Annotated in this window: 20 protein-coding genes; 17 read left to right on the top strand and 3 right to left on the bottom strand. The window is 44.9% G+C overall.

The window, feature by feature from the left end; translation table 11 throughout:
* The first annotated feature begins 25 nt into the window (after nucleotides 1-25).
* The 15 genes from HKI82_RS09170 (at nucleotide 26) to HKI82_RS09100 (ending at nucleotide 12,045) form a co-directional block, all read left to right on the top strand.
* Nucleotides 26-1,165 (top strand): protein-glutamate methylesterase/protein-glutamine glutaminase, encoded by a 1,140-nt coding sequence (locus HKI82_RS09170; RefSeq protein ID WP_112403884.1) that lies wholly within the window; start codon nucleotides 26-28, stop codon nucleotides 1,163-1,165.
* A 9-nt stretch (nucleotides 1,166-1,174) separates the two neighbouring features.
* Entirely contained in the window at nucleotides 1,175-1,954 is a 780-nt protein-coding gene (locus tag HKI82_RS09165; protein ID WP_102940803.1) for a ParA family protein, read from the top strand.
* Nucleotides 1,944-2,939, top strand: a complete 996-nt coding sequence (locus tag HKI82_RS09160; protein WP_171137827.1) for a chemotaxis protein CheW — start codon at nucleotides 1,944-1,946, stop codon at nucleotides 2,937-2,939. Before HKI82_RS09165 ends, HKI82_RS09160 begins: the two co-directional genes overlap by 11 nt.
* Before the next feature lie 50 nt (nucleotides 2,940-2,989).
* Nucleotides 2,990-3,484, top strand: coding sequence for a chemotaxis protein CheW (locus HKI82_RS09155; RefSeq protein WP_042483825.1), 495 nt, complete (start codon nucleotides 2,990-2,992; stop codon nucleotides 3,482-3,484).
* Nucleotides 3,484-3,990, top strand: a complete 507-nt coding sequence (locus tag HKI82_RS09150; protein WP_102940801.1) for a DUF2802 domain-containing protein — start codon at nucleotides 3,484-3,486, stop codon at nucleotides 3,988-3,990. Before HKI82_RS09155 ends, HKI82_RS09150 begins: the two co-directional genes overlap by 1 nt.
* A 210-nt stretch (nucleotides 3,991-4,200) precedes the next feature.
* Nucleotides 4,201-4,821, top strand: coding sequence for a cytochrome c biogenesis heme-transporting ATPase CcmA (gene ccmA, locus HKI82_RS09145; RefSeq protein WP_171137826.1), 621 nt, complete (start codon nucleotides 4,201-4,203; stop codon nucleotides 4,819-4,821).
* A complete protein-coding gene (gene ccmB / locus HKI82_RS09140; RefSeq protein ID WP_042483816.1) occupies nucleotides 4,821-5,489 on the top strand; it encodes a heme exporter protein CcmB in 669 nt (222 codons plus the stop codon). The genes ccmA and ccmB overlap by 1 nt, the downstream gene beginning before the upstream one ends.
* A gap of 89 nt (nucleotides 5,490-5,578) precedes the next feature.
* Complete coding sequence (locus tag HKI82_RS09135) at nucleotides 5,579-6,325, top strand: heme ABC transporter permease (protein ID WP_102940798.1); 747 nt, start codon at nucleotides 5,579-5,581, stop codon at nucleotides 6,323-6,325.
* A gap of 2 nt (nucleotides 6,326-6,327) precedes the next feature.
* Nucleotides 6,328-6,534, top strand: a complete 207-nt coding sequence (gene ccmD, locus HKI82_RS09130; protein WP_171137825.1) for a heme exporter protein CcmD — start codon at nucleotides 6,328-6,330, stop codon at nucleotides 6,532-6,534.
* Nucleotides 6,531-7,013: a cytochrome c maturation protein CcmE gene (gene ccmE / locus HKI82_RS09125; protein WP_042483810.1), complete on the top strand. Its 483-nt coding sequence runs from the start codon at nucleotides 6,531-6,533 to the stop codon at nucleotides 7,011-7,013. The genes ccmD and ccmE overlap by 4 nt, the downstream gene beginning before the upstream one ends.
* Entirely contained in the window at nucleotides 7,010-8,965 is a 1,956-nt protein-coding gene (locus HKI82_RS09120) for a heme lyase CcmF/NrfE family subunit (protein ID WP_171137824.1), read from the top strand. Before ccmE ends, HKI82_RS09120 begins: the two co-directional genes overlap by 4 nt.
* Nucleotides 8,966-9,520 (top strand): DsbE family thiol:disulfide interchange protein, encoded by a 555-nt coding sequence (locus HKI82_RS09115; protein ID WP_102952749.1) that lies wholly within the window; start codon nucleotides 8,966-8,968, stop codon nucleotides 9,518-9,520.
* On the top strand, nucleotides 9,517-9,993 hold the full coding sequence (locus HKI82_RS09110) for a cytochrome c-type biogenesis protein (RefSeq protein ID WP_112403888.1): 477 nt from the start codon (nucleotides 9,517-9,519) through the stop codon (nucleotides 9,991-9,993). Before HKI82_RS09115 ends, HKI82_RS09110 begins: the two co-directional genes overlap by 4 nt.
* The gene (gene ccmI / locus HKI82_RS09105; RefSeq protein ID WP_171137823.1) at nucleotides 9,993-11,210 is read left to right on the top strand and encodes a c-type cytochrome biogenesis protein CcmI; all 1,218 of its coding nucleotides are present in this window, start codon (nucleotides 9,993-9,995) and stop codon (nucleotides 11,208-11,210) included. Before HKI82_RS09110 ends, ccmI begins: the two co-directional genes overlap by 1 nt.
* 76 nt (nucleotides 11,211-11,286) lie before the next feature.
* Nucleotides 11,287-12,045: an MlaA family lipoprotein gene (locus tag HKI82_RS09100; protein WP_171137822.1), complete on the top strand. Its 759-nt coding sequence runs from the start codon at nucleotides 11,287-11,289 to the stop codon at nucleotides 12,043-12,045.
* 41 nt (nucleotides 12,046-12,086) lie between these two features.
* Here the strand turns inward: HKI82_RS09100 and HKI82_RS09095 are convergent, their stop codons facing one another.
* The 3 genes from HKI82_RS09095 to sodB form a co-directional block, all read right to left on the bottom strand.
* Nucleotides 12,087-12,755: an SDR family oxidoreductase gene (locus HKI82_RS09095; protein WP_102940791.1), complete on the bottom strand. Its 669-nt coding sequence runs from the start codon at nucleotides 12,753-12,755 to the stop codon at nucleotides 12,087-12,089.
* Nucleotides 12,756-12,953: 198 nt separating this feature from the next.
* Nucleotides 12,954-13,457, bottom strand: coding sequence for a VC2046/SO_2500 family protein (locus HKI82_RS09090; protein ID WP_102940790.1), 504 nt, complete (start codon nucleotides 13,455-13,457; stop codon nucleotides 12,954-12,956).
* Between the two features lie 140 nt (nucleotides 13,458-13,597).
* On the bottom strand, nucleotides 13,598-14,182 hold the full coding sequence (gene sodB / locus HKI82_RS09085; RefSeq protein ID WP_042483784.1) for a superoxide dismutase [Fe]: 585 nt from the start codon (nucleotides 14,180-14,182) through the stop codon (nucleotides 13,598-13,600).
* A gap of 361 nt (nucleotides 14,183-14,543) precedes the next feature.
* Between sodB and HKI82_RS09080 the strand changes: the two genes are divergently transcribed.
* Both HKI82_RS09080 and HKI82_RS09075 read left to right on the top strand, forming a co-directional pair.
* On the top strand, nucleotides 14,544-14,879 hold the full coding sequence (locus tag HKI82_RS09080) for a Grx4 family monothiol glutaredoxin (RefSeq protein WP_102940789.1): 336 nt from the start codon (nucleotides 14,544-14,546) through the stop codon (nucleotides 14,877-14,879).
* A gap of 88 nt (nucleotides 14,880-14,967) precedes the next feature.
* On the top strand, nucleotides 14,968-16,917 hold the full coding sequence (locus tag HKI82_RS09075) for a DNA topoisomerase III (RefSeq protein WP_171137821.1): 1,950 nt from the start codon (nucleotides 14,968-14,970) through the stop codon (nucleotides 16,915-16,917).
* Nucleotides 16,918-16,969: the final 52 nt, after the last annotated feature.

The following is a 16,969-nucleotide window of genomic DNA, read 5'->3' as shown; positions in this document are numbered from 1 at the left end:
TAAGAGTACAAATTTAAGGAAAACTATGGCGATTAAAGTATTAGTTGTAGATGACTCAAGTTTTTTCCGACGCAGAGTCAGCGAAATAATAAACGCTGAATCACGCCTTGAAGTTATCGATGTCGCAACTAACGGTAAAGAAGCGGTTGAAAAAGCCGAACGTCTAAAGCCAGATGTGATTACTATGGATATTGAGATGCCAGTGATGGACGGTATTACAGCCGTCCGTCAAATCATGGCATCGAATCCGACCCCGATTTTGATGTTTTCTTCGTTAACGCAAGAAGGCGCTAAAGCAACGTTAGATGCGCTAGACGCAGGTGCTTTAGACTTTTTACCTAAGAAGTTTGAAGATATTGCACGTAATCGCGATGAAGCGGTGAGCTTGCTACAGCAACGTGTAATTCAAATTGCAGCGAAAAAGAGCTTCATGCGCCGACCTCTTGGCGGTACAACGCGCTCAGCGACGGCATCGACATCAACTACAACAACCAGCCCATTTGGGCGCGCACAAGCGAATACGACAGCGTCGGCTGCACCTGCAGCAAGACCTTCGTCTCCGATGGCTCGCTTCAAAGCTTCTGGTAAAAGCTATCAGTTAACCGCTATTGGTACCTCCACTGGCGGCCCTGTTGCGTTGCAAAAAATTCTGACTAAACTGCCAGCTAATTATCCTCATCCGATTGTTCTCGTTCAGCATATGCCTGCTACGTTTACCGCAGCCTTTGCTAGCCGATTGAATTCACTATGTAAAATTGAAGTGAAGGAAGCGCAAGATGGTGATCCATTGCGTCCGGGTGTTGCGTATCTGGCACCGGGTGGTAAGCAAATGATGCTTGAAGGCCGCCCAGGCGCTGCGAAAATTCGCATTCTGGATGGTGGTGAACGCATGAACTATAAGCCTTGCGTAGATGTGACTTTTGGCTCAGCAGCCAAAGTTTACAACGACAAAGTGTTGTCCATGATTCTGACCGGTATGGGCGCTGACGGGCGCGAAGGTTCTCGAATGCTGAAGTCTGCGGGTTCAACCATCTGGGCACAGGATGAAGCCAGTTGCGTGGTGTATGGTATGCCACAAGCTGTTGCGAAATCAGGTATTTCATCTGAAGATCTACCACTAGACCGTATTGCAGAAAGAATGCTGGTTGAAGTAGGTCTTGCATAAGGATATTTAATGATTGTTTGGAGCGTTGCAAACCAAAAAGGTGGCGTAGGTAAAACCACAACAACGATTACGTTAGCCGGTTTGTTGAGTAAACAAGGAAAACGCGTCTTGCTGGTGGATACCGATCCACACGCATCGTTAACGACGTATCTGGGTTACGACTCGGATAGCGTTCCAACCAGCTTGTTCGATCTATTTCAATTGAAAGAGTACAACGAACAAAACGTTAAACCTCTGATATTGAAAACAGACGTTGAAGGCATTGACCTTATCCCAGCACATATGTCGCTGGCGACTTTAGACCGTGTTATGGGTAACCGTAGCGGCATGGGGTTAATCCTTAAACGTGCATTAATGGCTTTACGCCAGCGTTATGACTATGTACTGATCGACTGCCCACCAATTTTGGGTGTGATGATGGTTAACGCATTAGCAGCAAGCGATCGAATTCTTATCCCAGTACAGACTGAATTTTTGGCGATGAAAGGGCTAGAGCGTATGGTTCGCACTCTGGCAATTATGCAGAAGTCACGTAGCCGTGAGTTCAAAGTGACGATCGTACCAACCATGTACGACAAACGTACTCGTGCTTCTTTGCAAACCTTGACCCAGCTTAAGAAAGACTACCCAGATCAGGTGTGGTCTTCAGCAGTACCGATTGATACAAAATTTAGAGATGCGAGTTTGAAGCGCTTACCTGCATCCCATTTCGCCGACGGCAGTCGCGGTGTATTTGCCTATAAACAGTTGCTATTGTATTTGGAGAGGCTTGCTATTAATGAGCAGTAGCCATTCACTATCAAGTGAACAAGCATTAGATGATTACTTTACGGCTCTTCTAGAAGAAGAGTTGATAGAAGAGCAGCCTGTTGAAAAGGAGCCGGAACTGGCTCCTAGGGTTCAATCTGTTCCAGAAAAAAGTTATTTGGATGATTCTCTGGATGGTTTACAAGAACTAGAGATGCCCAATCTGGAAGATGTTCAACGTCTGTTAAGCCAGATGGAAGCAAGTAATCCAGTGGCGGAACTCGAACTTGAACAGGTAATGGAGCAGAACACGCTCGACATTCAGGTTGCGACACAGCCAGCTGTACAAGAACCGGTCATTCAAGAAACTATTGTTGAAGAGATTCAAGAGTGGGATGTAGCTACAGACATCACAGAAGTTGAACTAGAAGCTAAAGTTGAAACTCCTGAGGTCGAAGTAACAGAAAGCGAAATCGCAGATATTCAACCTGAAATTGAAGTTGAAGAGCAGGTTGCTGTTGAACTACAAACCCAATCAGGTGCTGCGGGTCTAGGCCATTGGGAAACCCCAATCCGAGAGCAGAACTTCCAAGTTCTATACTTTGATGTGAATGGTGTGACATTTGCGGTTCCATTAGATGAACTCGGTGGCATCCATCGCAAGGCTGAACTTAATCATCTGATCGGTCGCCCTGCTTGGTACTTAGGTTTACAGACTAACCGCGATTCTCAGCTTGATGTTGTTGACACAGCAAAGTGGGTCATGGCAGAAAAGCTGCGTGATGACAGCTACAAAGAAGCGTACCAATATATCGTTATGTTGGGTGAGAGCATGTGGGGTCTGGCGTGTTCTCAGCTGTTGGGAACAGAAACGCTAAGCAGTGAAAAAATTCGCTGGCGAGAGCAGGTCGGTAAACGTCCGTGGCTTGCTGGTATGGTTAAAGAAAAAATGTGTGCTTTGATCCATGTTGAAGCATTGATAGCTATGCTTAATGCAGGGCTTGATGTAAAAGCATTAGATAAATAGCTCTGGATAAAATAATATTTTTGTCGGTAACGACTTAGAGAGGAAAAGGTATGTCTCAAGCTAACGAAGTCGAAGTTAGAAAAGAACACTCGAAGGATGAAGTACTTCAGTGGGTGACGTTCCAACTAGAAGAAGAAACCTATGGCATCAACGTAATGCAAGTGCGTGAGGTACTTCGTTACACTGAAATCGCTCCTGTACCAGGTGCGCCAGACTATGTTCTAGGTATTATTAACTTACGTGGTAACGTAGTAACGGTTATCGACACTCGTTCTCGCTTCGGTTTGATGCCGGGTGAAACCAGTGACAACACTCGTATCATAGTGATCGAATCTGAGCGTCAAGTAATTGGTATCCTAGTGGATAGCGTTGCTGAGGTTGTATACCTACGTTCTTCTGAAATTGATACCACTCCAAGTGTTGGTACTGATGAAAGCTCTAAGTTCATCCAAGGCGTAAGCAACCGTGACGGTAAACTTCTGATCTTGGTTGACCTAAATAAACTGCTTTCTGACGAAGAATGGGATGAAATGGCTCATCTATAATGAATGAGTTGATGTCCTATGCATCTCCGTTTTTAGCGGGTGGTGTTGCACTGTTAGTGATGCTGATTGGTTTGGTGTGGGTAAGCCTGCGCCGAGCCTTGATACGTCAGGGTGACTATTTCAGACAGCAACTTCGAAATGCCGATAAAGAGCAGCAGAAAGTAAGCAAACAAATGCTGGAAGTTCGCTCGGTTGTTGTTGGCCTTGGAAAAACAGTGAATGATCAGCAAGACATCATCAAGCACCTAAACGACAGATTGAAAGAGCTTGAAAATGCCGATACCGATGCACGCCTATACAGTCGGGCAAGCAAAATGGTCAAACTCGGCGCAGATCTTGACGAACTGATCGAAGAGTGTGAATTGCCGAAAGCTGAAGCTGAACTGATGATGTCTTTGCAGAAAAAACTGCAAGGTAAAGAGGCGATTCCGCCATTGACGAGTCATCCAGAAGGTAAAGCACGCGCAGTATCCAATCGGCCTCCAGTACGAAAACAATCTCGTTAGAAATATCCATTAAGCCTAAAAGGAAGCCAATCGCTTCCTTTTTTGTTTTTCGAGATCTTCATTTGTAACTATAAAGTGGTAAAAGAAAAAACAAATCGCTAAAAATTAACAGATTCTTACTTAGTTTCGTGATTCGTAATACCCTTCTTCTATTTTGTCTAAACCGTGGTGTGGTAATATAGCAGCCCCTAATTTGTTATATAGAAGCTCATGCTGGACGTTAACAATCTCACTGCAATTCGCGATGAAAAGGTGCTATTCGAGCATTTATCATTCAATATCGACGCGGGCGAACTCGTCCAGATTGAAGGCCGAAATGGCACAGGTAAAACGACTCTGTTGCGTATTATCACTGGCCTTGCAGACCGTGACGAAGGTGAGATCTACTGGAACAAGGTAAATATCGAAGAAGACAGAGACAGCTACCATGCGGATTTGCTGTTTTTGGGACACCAAACCGGTATTAAGCGTGAGTTAACTGCTTTTGAGAATCTGCATTTTTACCAGTCTGTCCACTCAGCAAAAAATAGCAAAGAAGATATCTATCAAGCGTTAGTGCAGGTTGGGCTCGTAGGGCGTGAAGATGTTCCAGTGGCTAAATTGTCCGCAGGACAGCAGCGACGCGTAGCATTAGCAAGATTATGGCTAAGCGAGCAGAAGTTGTGGATTTTGGATGAACCCCTGACCGCGATAGATAAACAAGGTGTGAAAGTATTGGAAGCTCTGTTTTTAAAACATGCGGAAAATGGTGGCATTGTTATTTTAACCACACACCAAGATATGTTCGCCGACCATGACAAGTTACGCAAAATCAAACTAGGAGACGCCTAATGTTTTCAACCATGGCGATGATCATTCAGCGTGAACTCCTAATTGCATTCCGACGCCAGGCCGATATTTTTAACCCGCTGTGGTTTTTTATCATCGTTATTACATTGTTCCCGCTCAGCATTGGTCCAGAGCCAGGGCTGCTTTCTCGTATTGCTCCGGGCATTGTTTGGGTTGCTGCTCTCCTGTCTGCGTTACTCTCTTTAGAACGTCTGTTCCGTGATGATTTTCAAGACGGTGCCCTTGAGCAGATGATGATTATGCCAGTACCGCTTTCTGTGGTTGCTTTGTCAAAAGTGATCGCTCATTGGTTACTTACTGGCGTGCCTCTGATATTAATAAGCCCATTATTAGCTATTCTGTTGTCGCTGAATTTTGACACTTGGCTTGGTGTGGTAGCCACCCTGTTGCTTGGTACACCAACGCTCAGCTTTATTGGTGCCATCGGCGTGGCATTAACGGTTGGTCTGCAAAAAGGCGGCGTGTTGCTTAGCCTAGTGGTCTTGCCTTTGTATATACCCATTTTAATTTTCGCCACATCAGCGATAGATGCTGCTTCTTTGGGAATGGCCTACAACGGTCAGTTGGCCATCTTAGCGGCAATGTTGGTTGGAGCGATGACGTTAACTCCGTTTGCGATCAGTGCGGCGTTACGAGTAAGTGTTAACTAACGTAAGAACGACTTTTTTATTTAGCCCAAATTTACACAAAAAACTTAACACGAATAAGTTAAGTATTAGAAGCAAAGTGAGGACAAACAATGTGGAAATGGCTCCATCCCTACGCTAAGCCAGAATCTGCGTACCAGTTATGTGGGAAGTTTTTCCCGTGGTTCACTGTTTTAGCTTTTGCCTGCTTGACGGTTGGTACAGTTTGGGGGCTTGCATTCGCTCCATCAGACTACCAGCAAGGTGACAGTTTCAGGCTTATCTATATTCATGTGCCTTCAGCCATTTGGTCTATGGGTGCTTACATGTCTATGGCAATTGCTGCGTTTATCGGCATCGTCTGGCAGGTAAGATTATCCAACATGGCAGCACTAGCCATGGCGCCTATCGGTGCGGTTTATACCTTTATTGCACTTATCACTGGCGCTGTTTGGGGTAAACCCATGTGGGGAGCTTGGTGGGTATGGGATGCTCGCTTAACTTCAGAGTTAATTCTGCTTTTCCTTTATCTTGGTGTTATTGCTCTCTACCACGCATTCGATGATCAAAAAACAGCTGCGAAAGCCGCAGGTATTTTGGCAATTGTGGGTGTGATTAACTTACCTATCATTCATTTCTCTGTGGAGTGGTGGAACACGTTACATCAGGGCGCAACGATCACTAAATTTGAGAAGCCTTCTATCTCCGCCAGTATGTTGTGGCCTCTATTGCTGAATATTTTTGGCTTTGCCTTTTTCTTTGCTGCTTTAACGGTTGCACGCTTAAGAAACGAAATTATCAGTAAAGAGAGTCATCGTCCGTGGGTTATCCAATTAGCCCAAGCAGAGAAAGGAGAATAACCATGCATTTTGAAACTTGGTCAGATTTTTTCGCGATGGGCGGTTACGCCAGCTACGTTTGGGGTGGTTTTGGCATTACCTATTTATCGATGGCCGTTTTGTGGCTTTTGAGTATCAATCGTAGTAAGGCGCTGATGCAAGAAGTCAGAAATAAAATTAAGCGTCAAGAGCGTATCGAAGCGGCGAAACATATGGAGAACACACTGTGAACCCAAGACGTAAAAAGAGGCTCGGTATTGTCCTCGCTATTCTCATTGGTTTAGGCACGACAACAGGTTTGATTCTCTATGCATTAAGCCAAAATATGGACCTGTTCTATACGCCGACAGAGTTGGTTAACGGTAAAGATGGCAAAAAGCCAGAAGTTGGTCAGCGCTTACGTATTGGCGGTATGGTCACGGTGGGGTCAGTAAAGCGCGATCCTAACTCTCTCAAAGTCAGCTTTTTATTGCACGACGTTGGCCCATCGGTCACTGTGGTTTACGAAGGTATTCTTCCCGATCTGTTCCGTGAAGGGCAGGGTATTGTAGCTCAAGGTGTATTAGTGGATGCGACCACCGTTGAAGCTTTTGAAGTGCTCGCAAAGCATGATGAAGAATACATGCCACCTGAAATTGCAGAAGCGATGGAAAAGAACCATGCTCCGCTGACTTACACTCCGGAACAAAAACAAGGAAGTGATCAATGATTGCAGAAATAGGTCACTTTGCCCTGATTATTTCGTTGGGCTTAGCGGTATTGCTAAGCCTATTGCCTCTGGTTGGTGCTTCAAGAAATAACACCTTATTAATGAACTCTGCCCGTCCGCTGGCGTGGGGGATGTTCTCATTTTTGTTATTGTCATTCGGTATTTTGCTTTGGGCATTTTATACCAATGACTTTACGGTTAAATACGTCGCAAGTAACTCGAATAGCTTGCTTCCATGGTATTACCGTTTAACGGCGGTTTGGGGAGCGCACGAAGGTTCGCTTCTGTTATGGGTGTTAATTCAAGCTGCGTGGACTGTTGCGGTTGCAAGTTTTAGCCGTGGTATGCCACAAGAATCTGTGGCGCGCGTACTTGCTGTTATGGGTATGATCTCGGTAGGTTTCCTACTGTTTATCATTGTTACCTCTAACCCGTTCTTACGTACATTGCCTTATTTCCCTATCGACGGGCGTGATTTGAACCCACTGCTGCAAGACCCGGGCCTAATCATTCACCCACCGATGTTATACATGGGGTATGTGGGCTTTTCGGTTGCCTTCTCTTTTGCAATTGCATCACTGATGACAGGACGTCTTGATACCGCTTGGGCTCGTTGGTCTCGTCCTTGGACAACGGCAGCTTGGTTATTCCTGACAATGGGTATCGTTCTTGGCTCATGGTGGGCATATTACGAACTTGGCTGGGGTGGCTGGTGGTTCTGGGATCCAGTAGAAAACGCTTCATTTATGCCTTGGCTGGCGGGTACCGCGTTAATCCACTCGCTTGCTGTTACGGAAAAACGTGGCACGTTTAAGGCTTGGACGGTTCTGCTGGCGATTTCTGCATTTTCACTAAGCCTACTGGGTACATTCCTAGTACGTTCGGGCATTCTGGTTTCTGTGCATGCTTTCGCTTCCGATCCTGCTCGCGGTATGTTCATTTTGGCGTTCCTAGTATTTGTTATCGGCGGCTCTTTACTATTGTTCGCAGTAAAAGGTGCTTCGGTACGAGCGCGAGGAAATTATGAGCTGGTATCACGTGAAAACGCGCTTTTAGCAAATAACGTATTACTGATTACCGCTTTGGTTGTGGTTTTGATTGGTACGCTGTTACCACTGGTTCATAAGCAGTTAGGTCTTGGTTCTGTTTCGATTGGTGCGCCATTCTTTAACAGTTTGTTTAGCTGGTTGATGGTGCCATTCGCTTTATTACTGGGTATTGGTCCACTGGTTCGCTGGAAGCGAGATAACCTCTCTGTTTTAGCCAAACCTATGGCGATTTCCGCTGTTGGGTCTTTGGCACTGGCGGCCGCTTGTGTATTCGCAACCGCAGAGTCGTTTACAGGTCTGGCTTTCATGGGCTGGGTAATGGCGTGGTGGATTATCTTGTTGCATGGCTATGAGATTCATCAACGTGCCACTCACCGTCATACCTTTATGGTTGGTGTGAAGCAGGTTCATCGTAGCCATTGGTCAATGGTACTTGGTCACATTGGTTTAGCGATTTCGATCATCGGTATTGCTATGGTGCAAAATTACAGCATCGAGCGTGATGTGCGTTTGGCACCGGGTGAGCATTTTCAACTGAATGAATACGATTTTTATTTCAAAGGCTTACTGGATCGTGATGGCCCGAACTATGACGGTTATGTCGCTCAGTTTGAAGTCACAAAGAATGGTCAGTACGTTAATACATTGAATGCTGAAAAACGTTTCTACAATACGGCTAAGTCTATGATGACAGAAGCTGCAATCGACCGTGGAATCACTCGCGATCTTTATATCGCAATGGGTGAGCGTCTTGATAACAGCGATGCATGGGCGGTACGTCTGTATTACAAACCGTTTGTACGTTGGATTTGGGCTGGCGGTCTATTGATGTCTATCGGTGGCATTCTTGCAATCAGTGACAAACGTTACCGCTTTAGAAAAGCAGCAGCTAAGGAGGCTTAAATGAACAAGAAGATATTATTTATCCCTCTGGTTATTTTTCTTGGCTTAGTTGCGGTTTTTACCACACAGCTACTCAGAAATGCAGAGGGTGATGACCCAACCAAGTTGGAATCAGTTCTTGTCGGCAAACAAGTACCTGAGTTTCGCCTAGAAGACCTAGCCGAACCCGGTAAGCTTTACGACCAAGCGATATTTCGTGGTGAGCCGCTGCTGCTTAACGTCTGGGCGACTTGGTGCCCAACTTGCTATGCCGAGCACCAGTACTTAAATGAGCTTTCAAAGCAAGATGTGAAAATCATTGGTTTAAACTACAAAGACCAACGTGATAAAGCCGTTCAATGGCTGAATGAATTAGGCAACCCATACCTTATCAGCCTGTTTGATGGCAACGGTATGTTAGGGTTGGATCTGGGTGTTTACGGTGCGCCAGAGACGTTTCTGATTGATGCCAATGGTGTTATTCGTTATCGCCATGTTGGTGATGTCAACCCGACTAACTGGAAACAAACACTGGCTCCGATTTATGAACAGTTATTGCTGGAGGCGAAGAAATGAGAGCTAAGTTATTCGCTTTAGTAGCCGCCGCTTTGCTGTCTTTTTCGGTCATTGCTGCGATTGATGTTTACGATTTCGATACACCAGAGCAAGAAGCGCAGTTTCATGAGTTGAGTAATACTCTGCGTTGCCCTAAATGTCAGAACAACTCTATTGCAGATTCTAACGCTGCGTTGGCTCAGGACTTACGTCAAAAAGTCTACGAGATGACCAAAGAGGGTAAATCTAAAGGTGAGATCGTCGATTACATGATTGCCCGTTACGGCAACTTCGTTACTTACAACCCACCATTAACTGCATCTACCGCTATTTTATGGGTAGCTCCGCTGTCTGTATTAGTGGTTGGTTTCGTTGTTATCGTTTTGCGAACCAAGCGCCGTAAAGCCAGCGCTGAAGCTGCAGAATGGGATGAAAACAAAGAACAACGTTTAAAAGCCTTATTGGAAGAAGATAAAGACGGAGATAAGCAGTAATGACTTTATTTTGGGTGTTAACGCTAATTCTTGTCGCGATTGCGTGTGTCTTTGTCGCTATTCCAATGCTTAAACCAAAAGCAAATAACGATGCTGCATTGCGTGACGATCTCAACAAAGCTTTCTATAAGGATCGACTTGCTGAATTAGCGGTCGAAACCGATGAAGGCCTAGTTGAAGACCAACAAGAGCTGGTGGCAGATCTTAAACAATCGCTGCTGGATGATATTCCAAATGACCAGAACAAGACCGAAGAACGCACGTTATCAACGTCGATGGTGCTTGTGCCTTCGCTTATTCTTGTGGTGGCATTGAGTTACGGTTTGTACGCCGTTTTTGGTAATTACCAGAAAGTTCAGCACTGGCAAGAGATCAGTCAGAACCTTCCGGAACTATCGAAAAAGCTGATGAACCCACAAGGGGTTGAGCTGACCGATAAAGAGATGGAAGACTTAACCTTAGCTCTAAGAACTCGACTTCATTATGAACCGCAAGATTCGACAGGCTGGTTACTGCTGGGTCGTATCGGATTAGCGAATCGCGATATGGAAACCGCGATTGGTGCTATGAAGAAAGCTTACGCAATCGAACCACAAGATGGTGATATTAAGCTAGGTTATGCGCAAGCGCTGATGCTCTCGAATGATCAGATTGACCAGCAAAGTGCCCGCACACTGCTGAATAAAATGTTGAAAGCGGAGTATGTCGATTTACGCGTCTATTCGTTACTGGCATTTGATGCATTTGAACGTCAGGATTACCCAACGGCGATTGAACACTGGCAGTCTATGCAACAAATGATAGGTCCGAATGACGGTCGCTACGAGATGTTGTCACGTAGCATCGCCAGTGCCAAAGCTAAAATGGAACCTGCGGTGCTGGATGAACATGCGGTGTCAGTTTCCATTTCATTAGGCAGCGAAGTGGTACTTCCGAGTCAAGGTGTTGTGATTGTCTCTGTGCATTCAGCAGATGGTGCGCCAATGCCGATTGCCGCAGCGAGATACCCGCTTCGTAATTTCCCGTTCACGGTTATTATGGATGACTCGAACAGCATGATGCAGGGACGTAAGTTATCTGACTTACCGGAACTCATTGTTCGCGTTCGAATCGATTCTGACGGTAATGTAGCTACGCGAGATGGTGATTGGTTTGGGGAAAGCCAAGTCGTTGAGCTGGGAAGCGAGGTAAAGGTTGAAATCAATAAACAGTTTTAATACTGTACCTTTATAAAAAAGCCAAAGGCCAATGTTTTCATTGGCCTTCTGTCGATTGGTTAAGGAAATAATAATAATGATCAGCCGATTAACAAGGATTGTCTTACTGAGCTTGATGGTTGTCATCACTGGGTGTAGTTCTGTTCCTGATGATCAAAGCACGTCAGACCCGCAGGTTAATGATCCTTTTGAAGGATTTAACCGCACAATGTGGGCATTTAACTATGATTATCTAGACCCTTATTTTGTGCGCCCTGTTTCTCTTGCTTATGTGGAATACACGCCAGACCCTGTTCGTCATGGTATTGCTAACTTTCTTTCCAATCTCGATGAACCTTCGAGCATGATCAATAACTTATTGATGGGAAATGGTAAGAAAGCACTCGATCACTTCAATCGCTTCTGGATTAACTCAACTTTTGGTTTGCTTGGTCTGATCGATATCGCTTCCGAAGCTGGGATTACAAAGCATGGCGAAAAGGCTTTTAGTGATGCGATGGGCCATAACGGTGTAGGTAAAGGTCCTTATGTTATGGTACCGGGCTACGGACCTGTTGTGGTTCGTGAAGCCGGTGATGTGGTTGATGGTCTCTATGCTCCGTTGTCTTACTTAAATATTTGGGCATCGGTAGGTAAATGGGCTCTTGAAGGTATGGAAACCCGTGCCGCCTTGGTCAGCCAAGAAGCGCTATTAGAAAATTCTCCGGATTCTTACTCTTTCACTCGCGCGGCTTATCTGCAACGCAGAGACTTCACAGCTGAGGTAGAAACACCTACGGAAGTCGATAATAGTGAAGAAGATTACTTTGATTCCTATATGGAAGAAGGCTTTTAATCGTCTGCGTATCCCTGTTAGTCAACTGACATTAGAGTTAACTAGGCTGACATGACTCGCCCGCTGAAATACTCATTCGCAACAATATATTCCGTGTTGCGAATGAGCTCATCCTGAACTTCTGCCCAGTGACTTTTGTGTTTACTGGCTGAAGGCATAGGAACAACCCCGCCCACTCGAATGTTGAAAGGAACGAGTTCCTTCGCCCAACTTTGTGTAAATCCCGACACCATACAACTGGCATTTTCTATGCCGGAAAAATCGTGGCTGTCATTCAGTGAAATGACATTCACAATAACGCCTTTGATGTGATGATGGCGCATTCGTTCGGTACAAGCCTGACCAAAAGAAAAAAGTGAGGAAGCCATTAACGCCAGTCTTTGAATAAACAGTTCCGTCGGCTTTTCATCGATGAGAGAAGGCATTGGCGAAGAAGGCCAGTTATTGATCAGAACGTCGGGCACCGAGTGGTAACTCGATTCAATACTGTCGAGCATTCTATTGAGACTCTCTTGCGAATAATCTCTAAGGTGATAGCAATCAACGTGACTTGAGAGTTCTTTACAGCGACCAAAGGTTTCATATAAGCCTTGTTTATCGGTATCACATAAAATCACAGTCGCACCTAAACAAGTAAAATGCGTTGCGAGGGTACTACCTAGCTGTGAGCTTGCTGAAGTTATTAAAACAATGGCGCTTTTAATTTCCATAGTGCGCACCTTCTGTTTGGTTTTTAATTATTTCGATTAACTTTTGAACAGTAAGAATGGGTGAAGGATGTGACACTTTGTGTGAATGAACTCAAAGAAAAGGTTTAGTTTCTATTATCAGTGATCATTTTGAGCAGTGTTTCACACTCTAAAGCAATGAGCTGAGAATGTTCGCACTAAATCAGCGCATACAGCGATCTAGGTCTGTGCTCTCAACTGATCATGGCGATAAGCGGTTGTCAGCTTATTGTACAAATCAAATGGCAATGTCTTTGGCGGTGATTTTACTGCTAGATGACGCCTTTCATGTCCGGAAAGATTGAGATAAACATCTTCCGGCAGATCTTGCGTATCCTCGGGCAGATAAGTCAGTACTTCAGGGGTGAGGTAATGACAGAGTTTGGCGCTCGCGAGCCCCCCATGATGGAAGTGTTCTGCTTGCTTGGCGGAAATTGCATAGGAACTTTGATCGTTCCTTAGCGGTTGTGGGGCGGCCAACTCGAAACGTTCGCGCAAGAGTTCGTCAGTGGTCTGAGGTTGCTCTATATGCTCAACAGGTGTGTTGTCACGAACATCATTGGAAAACAGGGCGACAAGCAAAGAAAAGTCGGCGCGTCGTCCTTGATGGACGGCGTGACAAATCCCTGAACCTATGTTCAGTTCATTGATGATTCCCGCTTTATCTAAAGTATGTACTTGCATTTTGCTCTCCGCTTGATGCACTTATAACGGCAACGGACGCAAAATCTTTAGATATTAACTTCACTAAAAAATAAAAAAAGCCTGCAAATCTGCAGGCTTAGCATCGTTTGTTTTTTAATCGCTTGAGCAGCGACTAGAAATTATTTAGCTAGGTTAGCAGCTACGAATTCCCAGTTAACTAGAGCCCAGAAACCGTTCATGTAGTCTGGACGTAGGTTACGGTAATCGATGTAGTACGCGTGTTCCCATAGGTCAACAGTTAGAAGTGGAGTTACACCTTCTTCTGTGATTGGAGTAGCAGCGTTAGAAGTGTTAACGATAGCTAGAGAACCGTCAGCTTTTTTCACTAACCAAGTCCAAGAAGAACCGAAGTTGTTGATTGCTGAATCAGTGAATTTTGCTTTGAATTCTTCGAAAGAACCGAATGCTGCATTGATTGCTTCAGCTACTGCACCTGTTGGTTCGCCACCTGCGTTTGGCGCTAGACAGTGCCAGTAGAAAGTGTGGTTCCAAACTTGTGCTGCGTTGTTGAAAACACCGCCAGTAGAAGTTTTGATGATCTCTTCTAGAGTTTTGCCTTCGAATTCAGTTCCTGGTACTAGGCCGTTAAGCTTAACAACGTAAGTGTTGTGGTGCTTACCGTAGTGGTACTCAAGAGTTTCTGCAGAGATATGTGGTTCTAGTGCGTCTTTTGCGTAAGGAAGAGCTGGTAGTTCAAATGCCATTGCTCGATTCTCCATATAGGTGAAGAGAGAGAACTCTCTCGATTGCTTCCAATGTCGTTTTTTGTTTTCGTCGGTACGACTGACTGCTAGCTATTTTAGCAACTTTTTACTTTATTAAAACCCCAATTCATAATAAAAGTGTTTTATATCAGAACAACAAGTACTAAGGCGTTTTAAACGCAAATGGGTATCCGTTAGAGTTGGTTAAGCTTAGTCCACCAAAATAGTAGGCTAAGCCTCTAATAATTTCGAATGATCTGGAGAGGATGAAGTTTAAAGTCCATACTGATAATGTGCTTTTTATTCTCATTTAATGATTTAGAATGTGGGACATCAAAGACGACCCCATTAAGAGGAAGCAATGGAAACCATCGACAAGATCAAACAGCAAATTGAAGAAAACGCGATCCTTCTTTACATGAAAGGCTCACCTAAGCTGCCAAGCTGTGGTTTCTCTTCTCAAGCTGCACAAGCGCTAATGGCTTGTGGTGAAAAATTTGCGTATGTAGACATCCTACAAAACCCAGACATTCGTGCTGAACTGCCTGTTTATGCTCAATGGCCAACATTCCCACAATTGTGGGTTGAAGGTGAATTGATCGGCGGTTGTGACATTATTTTGGAAATGTTCCAAAAGGGTGAACTTCAACCTCTAATCAAAGAAGCAGCTGCACGTTCTGCAAGCAACGAAGAGTAATACTGTTTAAATTTACAGTTTTTCTTGATTTATTAAGGCCACATTCGATAATGTGGCCTTAATTTTTTCAGCTACCTATAACGAAACTATGAGCCGATTATTCATCGCAGAGAAACCGAGTCTAGGTCGAGCAATTGCGGATGCATTGCCTAAACCACATAAAAAAGATCAGGGTTTTATTCGATGCGCAAACGGTGATGTGGTGACATGGTGTATCGGACACTTGCTTGAGCAAGTGGAGCCAGATGCTTATGACGAACGTTATAAAAAATGGAACCTAGCTGACCTGCCGATTGTACCTGAGCAGTGGCAATTAAGACCGAGAAAAACCGCTAGCAAGCAACTGACTGTCGTAAAAAAACTAATCAAAGAACACAACGAAATTATTCACGCAGGTGACCCAGATAGAGAAGGTCAGTTGCTGGTGGATGAAGTGATTGATTACTGCAAAGTCGCCAGTAATAAAAAAGCGTCAATTCAGCGCCTTCTAATCAGTGACCTTAACTTGCCAGCGGTAAAGCGTGCCCTTTCTAGTATGCGCAGCAACCGTGAATTCATCCCACTTTCTGTTTCTGCATTAGCTCGTTCACGTGCTGACTGGCTTTATGGCATGAACATGTCTCGCGCCTACACTTTGTTGGGACAAAAAGCTGGTTATCAGGGCGTGTTGTCGGTTGGGAGAGTGCAAACACCGATTTTGGGTCTGGTGGTTCGCCGTGACGAAGAGATTGAGAACTTCATTCCACGGGACTATTTTACCCTACACGCCTTAATTCCCTATCAAGACAGTAACGGATCATTTGATATCCGAGCTCGTTGGAAGCCGAGTGAAGCGTGTAAGCCTTGGCAAGATGAAGAGGGCAGAGTGCTTAATCGTAAGCTGGTGGAAAACGTTGCCCAACGTATTGCCGGTCAGCCTGCCAAAGTGGTGGAGTCTGAGCAAAATCAAACTAAGCAATCTGCGCCATTACCTTACTCGCTTTCTGCTTTACAAATAGATGCAGCCAAACGTTATAACATGAGCGCACAGCAGGTTCTTGATACCTGCCAGAGTTTGTATGAAAAACATAAGCTGATTACTTACCCGCGTTCGGATTGTCGCTATCTTCCAAAAGAGCATTTGCTTCAGGCTTCTTCGGTGGTCGATGCTATCGCCAACAATGCCAAGGATCTGGTTTCGGCGGTATCTGGCGCAAATTTATCTCTAAAATCCAAAGCGTGGAATGACGCCAAGGTGGATGCTCACCACGCAATCATCCCGACACCGAAGCAAGCCTCAGTGAATGCGCTCTCCAGCTATGAAATGAAAGTGTACCAACTGATTGCTCGTCAATATCTGATGCAGTTCTATCCGCATGCGGTCTATGCTGAGGCAAAATTGGTGTTTGATATCGCAGGCGGTACTTTCATTGCGTCTGGTCGTCAGCTGGTGTCTGCAGGTTGGAAAGCACTGACGGGTAAGTCAGATGAACAAGACGATGGCGTTGATACCGTGCCACCGTTAGCCGTTGGTACTGAATTGATTTGTAGAGAAGGTGAAATTAAGGATAGAAAAACAGAGCCACCAAAATACTTTACTGAAGCCACCTTGTTACAAGCAATGACAGGTATTGCCCGCTTTGTTGAAGATAAAGAACTGAAAAAGATACTGCGAGAAACCGATGGTTTAGGGACGGAAGCCACACGGGCTGGGATATTAGATACGCTTTTTAAGCGTCAGTTATTAAAGCGAGATGGCAAAATCATTCGTAGTACACCCGCAGGAAGAGGCTTAATTCATGCATTGCCTAGTGAGTCTACTTATCCTGATATGACAGCTCACTGGGAGCACCAACTACAAGCGATGGCTGAACGAGGACAAGCCTATCAACCGTTTATGCAGGCACTGCAACAACGGATTGATCAGTTGATGGCACAAGTAAAAACTGGATCTGTACCCGAATCCTTAAGGTCTCTGCCGGCAGTAGAACGACCTGCCTTTAAGTGCAAAAAGCGTAGTTATGCGAAAGGCAGAACAAAACCGAATGCTACTTCCTAATGCGTGTCTCATTTCATTCTTAAAACTGGCTTGTTAACATGCGCGTATCTGG

Source organism: Vibrio plantisponsor, assembly GCF_013041605.1.
Lineage (GTDB): Bacteria > Pseudomonadota > Gammaproteobacteria > Enterobacterales > Vibrionaceae > Vibrio > Vibrio plantisponsor.
Note: the sequence above shows the minus strand (reverse complement) of the source record. Positions and strands in the feature narration are given on the sequence as shown.